Below are 7,077 nucleotides of genomic sequence, written 5' to 3' on the forward strand. Positions count from 1 at the left end.
TCCTTGCCCAATCCGGTCTGTTAGCTTAACAATTGATTGTTTTTGCGACGACCCCGGCGACTGTTCGAGTTTTGTCAGGGAGATTATGGTGGTGACCCTTGCTACGAAGCGGTCTTTTCTGACCAAGGTTGGGACGGGTTGCCTACTTCTCAAGATACAAGGTTGGGTTGAAGCATGAAACCCTACACCCCACACCCTACACCCCACACCCTGGAAAAACTTTTTCAGTAAACCCTAACTAAATGACTGAGCAAGATACTGACTGGATAGGTTTGATGATGGGCAATTCTCGGCTACATTGGGGGTATTTTTGCGGTCAAACCCTGTTAGCTTGTCTCGATACTCCCCACCTGAGAGAACCCCTAAGTGATGAATTTTTGCAACAAATTTTCCCTAAACTCTTGACAAATAAATGCAACTGTGAATTGATGGTCGCCTCGGTGGTTCCTAGCCAAAGGGAATTATGGGCAAATTATGGCAATTTACGGATAATTACTTTAAAAGATATTCCTTTACTGGATTTATATCCAACATTCGGCATCGATCGAGCTTTAGCTGTATTGGGTGCGGGAAAAAAATACGGATTTCCCTGTTTAGTAATCGATGCGGGAACAGCTTTAACTTTTACGGGAGTGGATAGGGATAAAAAGCTAGTGGGGGGAGCAATTTTACCCGGGTTAAAGGTGCAATTAGCCAGTTTAAGGGAACGGACGGCAGCCTTACCAGAGGTGTCCTTACCGGAAAGATTACCGCAGATGTGGGCAAAAGAAACAGCAGAAGGTATAAGAAGTGGGATAATTTATACAATTTTGGCGGGAATAGAAAAATTCAGTCTGGAATGGTTAAATTTATATCCAGAGAGCAGGATAATTTTAACAGGGGGAGATGGGGACTTAATTAGGGATTACTGGCAAGAAAACGCCATTACATCACTCCTAGTGGATAAGACGATAATTTTTGAGGGAATTGCCGCAGTTAAGGGAAACTCCTCCTGTTTAATTGACAAAGGCGAACCTATCTAGTAAAGTAGGAGAAAGTTTTCTCAATTTGGGAAATTTCTGAACAACTGGGCAAAAAATTCAGTATATAGTTATGGCGATCATTCTAGTAACCGGTTCTGCTGGTTTAATCGGTTCTGAATCAGTCAGATTTTTTTGTGATCGGGGTTATACCGTCGTCGGTATCGATAATAATATGCGTCAGGTATTTTTTGGTGAAGACGCTTCAACGGAGTGGAATCGAGCCAAATTATCCCAAGATTACGGGGATAAATACATTCACCATGCTGTAGATATTCGTGATCATGAAGCTATTTCAGCTATATTTAAAACCTATAGTCATGATCTATCCTTAATTATCCATACGGCGGCGCAACCTTCCCACGATTGGGCAGCTAAGGATCCCTATATGGATTTTAGTGTCAATGCTAACGGAACTTTAGTTTTATTAGAAAATACTCGTCAACACTGTCCCCAAGCAGTATTTATTTTTTGTTCCACCAATAAAGTTTATGGGGATAGACCGAATGAATTGCCTTTAGTAGAAAAAGAATTACGTTGGGAAATCTCGGAAAATCATCCTTATTTTGCTCAAGGTATTGACGAGTTGATGAGTATTGATGCTTGTAAACATTCTTTGTTTGGTGCCTCGAAAGTGGCAGCGGATGTATTAGTACAGGAATACGGGCGTTATTTTGAGATGAAAACTGCCTCTTTTCGCGGTGGTTGTTTAACCGGTCCTAGTCATTCGGGAACCCAATTACACGGGTTTTTATCCTACTTGATGAAATGTACGATGATTGGCAAAGAATACAGTATTTATGGGTATAAGGGTAAGCAGGTACGGGATAATATTCATAGTTACGATCTCGTCAATGCTTTCTATCATTTTTATCAAGCCCCGCGAGTAGCAGAAGTTTATAATATTGGTGGTAGTCGCTTTAGTAATTGTTCCATGTTAGAAGCTATTCAAGAATGTGAAGCGATTGCGGAGAAAAAGTTAAACTGGCAGTATGTGGAGACTAATCGCATTGGTGATCATATCTGGTGGATTTCTGATGTGAGTAAGTTTAAAAATCATTATCCTTATTGGCAGTTAACTTATAAAGTAACAGATATTCTCAAAGAGATTTTTAGTCAAAACGTTAGCCGTTGGACTTAGAGTAAATCAAGAATTATTTTGATCAGTTTTTATCTGCTATTTTTCCCTCGTTACACAAGTGATTTTTAGCCAAATATACTGCTAGTAATTGAGGGAGTATGTTAATTAGTTAGTCAGAGTAATTAATAGCAATATTGACCTAGAAAAACTAAACCAGAGCATATTTAAGAGACTATTATGTTAACTAAAATCTACAACAATAAAATTTTCCGATTTCTCATTGCTGGGGGAGTGGCATTTTTAATCAACCTGTTCCTAATTTATTGGTTCATTGATGACTTGGGATTTAATACCCCATTTCTTAAAAATGTTGCTAATGTTATTTCGATAGAAATATCTTTAATTGCTAGTTTCTTTATCTATAGAATCTGGGTGTGGACTGGGGGAGATTGGACAATTAGAGATGTGATTTTGATACAACTTCCTCTCTATCATCTCTCGGCAGGTTTAGCAGTTTTACTGCGAGTTTTCTTGATATTTCCCTTCTTAAACTGGTTAGGAATTAGTCCCGGAGTTAACACAATGATCGGGGTTTTAGTGGGAGCTAGTATTAATTATGTCGCCAGTGATAGCCTAATTTTTAAACCAAAGAATAAGACTAATGAGACAGAAATGTACTATCCCGAAGGATTAGCACCAGCTTTCGAGATGGACGGTTACTCTCACCCACGTCAATCAAGGGATAACTATGGGGTAAAAACCTTATCAATAGTTATTCCTGCTTACAACGAAGAAGATTGCATCGAAAGCACCACTCAGTTAATATCTGAACGTTTAGAACGGGATAAAATTGATTATGAAATCCTAGTGGTTAATGACAATAGCAAAGATAACACCGAAGCAGTTCTGCAAAAAATCAACCAAGAAAATCCCCGTATTCGCTACATCAATAACTATTATCCCAATGGTTTTGGTTTTGCGGTGCGCTGTGGGTTAGAAAATTTTAGCGGGGATGCAGTTGCAGTAGTAATGGCAGATAATTCCGACTCTCCCGATAACATGGTGGACTATTATTATAAACTCCAAGAAGGCTACGATTGCGTTTTTGGTTCTCGTTTTATCAAAGGAGGAAAAGTTATTGATTATCCCATACACAAGTTAATCGTTAATCGTTTGGCTAATCTCTTCATTCAAGTTTTATTTGGGCTAAAATTTAATGATACCACTAACGCCTTTAAAATCTATCGTAAGGATGTTATCGAAGGAATCTCACCTCTACTATCTCACCATTTTAATTTAACAGTAGAGATGCCCTTAAAAGCGATCGTGCGAGGATATTCCTACACGACAATTCCCATCACTTGGCGCAATCGTACCACGGGGATTTCCAAGTTAAAACTCAAGGAAATGGGCAGTCGTTATTTATTTATAGTTCTCTCCATCTGGTTAGAAAAACACCTTTCTAGAGGCGACTATAAGCGCAAACCTGTCCAAAAAATCAGATAAAAGTAACCAATAAATTCAGAGGTTAAAACCATGTTAGACGAGCAAGTAACCCGACAAATGGAATACTTAAAGAGACTTTACGAAAGTCGCTTTAATCCTCAAGAAAGAAAAGCAAAATTAGCTCTTTGGAAAGTTTTAGTTGATAATTTTTTACAAAATCATGTTACTGTCAATGATACAGTTTTAGATATTGGTGGAGGTTACTGCGAATTTATTAACCAAATTCGGTCTAAAAATAAATACTTAATCGATCTTAATCCTGATGCAAAAGTTTTTGCTAATCCTGATGTAACGGTCTTGAATCTCAATATTCTCAGTATTAATGAGCAGCAAAAACTTGATATCAGATTTGATAAAATTTTCATCTCCAACTTTTTCGAGCATTTAAATAGTGCGGAAGAATTAATCGAAGTTTTGGGATTTTGTTATGACATTTTAACTCCGGGCGGATCACTTCTAGTGATTCAACCTAATTTTAAGTATTCTTATAAAGAATACTATGATTTTATCGATCATAAACTACCTATAACTCACCTTTCTTTAAAGGAGTTATTGGAAACAATTGGTTTTAGAATCGATACTTTAATTCCTCGTTTTCTACCATTTTATACGAAAGGAAGACCCGCTTCACCCACCTTACTCAAAATTTATTTAAAATTTCCTATTTTCTGGAATTTCTTGGGTGGGCAGCTATTTGTCAAAGCCACCAAACCTAGATAATTACTGACAATACAGTGATTCAAAGTAACCTATAAATACTAATCAAGATTGTACAATTATGACTAGGCAAGTGTTAATTACTGGCGGTGCGGGTTTTGTGGGTAGTTCTTTAGGTTTAGGATTAGCCCAACGTTATCCCGATTGGAAAATTATCGCCTTAGATAACTTAAAACGTCGCGGTTCTGAATTAAATATTCCCCGTATCAAACAGGCGGGAATTGAGTTTGTTCATGGAGATGTCAGAAATGCGGAAGACTTAGAAGCATCCGCTTTGCCAGTGGATTTAATCCTAGAATGTTCGGCAGAACCTTCTGTTTTAGCTGGTTATACTTCCCCAGGCTACGTTTTGCAAACTAACTTAATTGGAACAATTAACTGTTTAGAATTAGCTAGACAAACCCAAGCCGATTTTATTTTTCTCTCCACTAGCAGAGTTTATCCTATCGCCTATCTTAATCAATTAAACTATACAGAAAAAGATACTCGTTTTCAGTTATCTGAACAGCAAGATTTACCTGGGGTTTCTGCTTTTGGTATCGCGGAACAATTTCCCTTAGATTTGCCCCGTTCTCTCTACGGTTCCACTAAGTTAGCATCGGAATTGATTATTAATGAATATGGGGATGCCTACGGATTAAGAACTTTAATTAATCGCTGTGGAGTTTTAACTGGTCCTTGGCAGATGGGAAAAGTTGATCAGGGAGTTTTTGCCCTTTGGGTGGCTAATCATTACTTTCAGAAGTCCTTAAAATATATCGGTTATGGGGGTACAGGGAAACAGGTTAGAGATTTTCTTCATGTAGCTGATTTACTCGATTTAATCGATATTCAGATTGCTAATTTAGAACAATTCAAAGGGCAGACTTTTAATGTGGGTGGTGGGCAAGATTTTTCCTTGTCCCTTTATGAAACCACAAAACTATGTCAGGAAATCACGGGCAATAGTATAATGATTGAGGCAATTCCCGAAAATCGCACCGGAGATATGCCAATTTTTATCACTGATTCTCGCAAAATCAGTTCTATAACTGCATGGCAACCCCAGCGAGACGGTAGAAAATTAATCCAAGATATTTTTGATTGGATTTATAATCACGAAAAGGAATTAAAAGGTATTTTTTAACTGAACAATTATGCAGAAAAAATCTTTCAAATCACCTGTAGTCGTCAAAGGAATACTAATTATCATTACTGCCTACTTTTTTCTGGCAAATTTGCCTATTATTGATTGGCTAGAAATTGGTTTAGATGCTTCTTGGGCTTTTGCTATTAGTGATGCTGCCCATAAACAGTTAATTTTTGGACAAGATATTATCTTCACCTATGGACCCCTAGGCTATCTGGTTCATGGCACATCTTTAAATCACAACTTTTCCCAAATTATCTATTTTCGCTGGTTGATACACCTTTGTCTATTAGCAGTAGTTATTCTCAGATTATTATTTATTAAGGACTATAGCAATCAAATAGTTTTTGTGCTGTCAATTATTTTTGCTACCCTAGTAGGAAATCCCTACAACAGTATCGGCTTTACTGTTGATTATCAGATAACATTTATCCTTTTGATACTCATGTCTTTTGATAACTTTTTTCAAAAGTACATCAATTATTTGGCTATAGCTATTGGTATGATCAGTGGGTTCTCTATACTCACCAAACTAACTCTAGGAATTTATCTAGCAGGCAGCCTGTTTATCTACATATTTGTTAATATTATTCGGGGATATTTTCAAAAGTCACCATCGATAGTTATAAAAAATGTTCTCGCTGGTATTAACTTAACTTTAAGCATTCCTTCCATTGCCTTTATTTTTCTCTATCCAGCCTCTTATAACCGAGCCTTTATTCACATTATAGTTAATCTTTGCATTGCTGGAGGAGTAGCTTTAACTCTCTGGTTTATTGTCAGATCCCGCCGCCCATCGGCACCCCCCTTATTAAGAGAGGCAAGGGGTATCAAAGGCAGAATCTATCTTCTATTTAATCAGAACTACTTACTTAACTTCTTACCTCTGTTAGTATTTTATGGGCTTTATGGGTTACTTCTTATCCAAACAATTAATCTCAATAATTTTCCCTCTCTCATCGAATATTTGAGCAATTCTTGGCAAATTTCTTCTGGTTATTCCAGTGCGATGAGTATTGTAGGAAATTACCCGCGTTTACTAATTGCTTTGCTCTGTTTTGCCTTAAGTTTGCTTTTAATGTCGCTGGCAATTATAGACCAAAACCCTAGTCTCGCTATTGCCTATATTTTTCCTATATTTTTATCATTTAAGCATGGATTTGTTAGGCAAGATGCTCACGTTGTTGTTTTTACACTTGTGGTTATTGTCTCAGCTTCTCTCTATACAACAATTATTAAAAAATCTCGGTTGAAGAAAATTGCTTATTGTGCTTGGGGAATAATTTTTTTGGGATGTATTATTATCACCTCTAGTCCTAATTCAACCATACTGGAAAATGCTCGCCAGTGGAGTAATTTCAGTCCCGATAGAGTGGTTAATAATATTGGGGTTGTCATTTCCTCTATGCTTAATCCCAGAGAATTAGAAATGCGAGGTGAAAGGAGTACAACTAAAAATTTACAAGTCATTGCTGCCGCTACCAAAATACCCGATTCTGTGCTGGGAAAAGTGCAAGGCAAAACTATTGATATAATTCCCTGGGAATTTTCACTTATTCCGGGCAATCAGCTTAATTGGAAACCGAGGCCGATTATTCAATCCTATTCTGCTTATACAGAAAAAC

At 37.2% G+C, this 7,077-nt stretch carries 6 protein-coding genes; all 6 read left to right on the plus strand.

Annotated elements, in window-relative coordinates:
• The first annotated feature begins 242 nt into the window (after positions 1–242).
• Positions 243–1,022 carry a pantothenate kinase gene (locus tag EWV66_RS04960; RefSeq protein WP_052278117.1) on the plus strand — a complete coding sequence of 260 codons (780 nt, stop codon included), beginning with the start codon at positions 243–245 and terminating at the stop codon, positions 1,020–1,022.
• Positions 1,023–1,092: 70 nt separating this feature from the next.
• Positions 1,093–2,160, plus strand: a complete 1,068-nt coding sequence (locus EWV66_RS04965; RefSeq protein ID WP_287107083.1) for an NAD-dependent epimerase/dehydratase family protein — start codon at positions 1,093–1,095, stop codon at positions 2,158–2,160.
• 177 nt (positions 2,161–2,337) lie between these two features.
• Positions 2,338–3,606 (plus strand): glycosyltransferase, encoded by a 1,269-nt coding sequence (locus EWV66_RS04970; protein ID WP_287107084.1) that lies wholly within the window; start codon positions 2,338–2,340, stop codon positions 3,604–3,606.
• 30 nt (positions 3,607–3,636) lie between these two features.
• Positions 3,637–4,326 (plus strand): class I SAM-dependent methyltransferase, encoded by a 690-nt coding sequence (locus tag EWV66_RS04975; protein ID WP_287107085.1) that lies wholly within the window; start codon positions 3,637–3,639, stop codon positions 4,324–4,326.
• A 58-nt stretch (positions 4,327–4,384) separates the two neighbouring features.
• Entirely contained in the window at positions 4,385–5,449 is a 1,065-nt protein-coding gene (locus EWV66_RS04980) for an NAD-dependent epimerase/dehydratase family protein (RefSeq protein WP_287107086.1), read from the plus strand.
• A gap of 10 nt (positions 5,450–5,459) precedes the next feature.
• Positions 5,460–7,077 (plus strand): hypothetical protein (locus EWV66_RS04985; RefSeq protein WP_287107087.1); only part of this gene is annotated, 1,618 nt, incomplete at its 3' end.

This window comes from Microcystis sp. M_OC_Ca_00000000_C217Col, assembly GCF_007095585.1.
Lineage (GTDB): Bacteria > Cyanobacteriota > Cyanobacteriia > Cyanobacteriales > Microcystaceae > Microcystis > Microcystis panniformis.

Excerpts from the sequence above, each read along its gene's own strand:
- EWV66_RS04960 (WP_052278117.1), top strand. The coding sequence starts at position 243 with ATGACTGAGCAAGATACTGACTGGATAGGTTTGATGATGGGCAATTCT.
- EWV66_RS04965 (WP_287107083.1), top strand. The coding sequence starts at position 1,093 with ATGGCGATCATTCTAGTAACCGGTTCTGCTGGTTTAATCGGTTCTGAA.
- EWV66_RS04970 (WP_287107084.1), top strand. The coding sequence starts at position 2,338 with ATGTTAACTAAAATCTACAACAATAAAATTTTCCGATTTCTCATTGCT.
- EWV66_RS04975 (WP_287107085.1), top strand. The coding sequence starts at position 3,637 with ATGTTAGACGAGCAAGTAACCCGACAAATGGAATACTTAAAGAGACTT.
- EWV66_RS04980 (WP_287107086.1), top strand. The coding sequence starts at position 4,385 with ATGACTAGGCAAGTGTTAATTACTGGCGGTGCGGGTTTTGTGGGTAGT.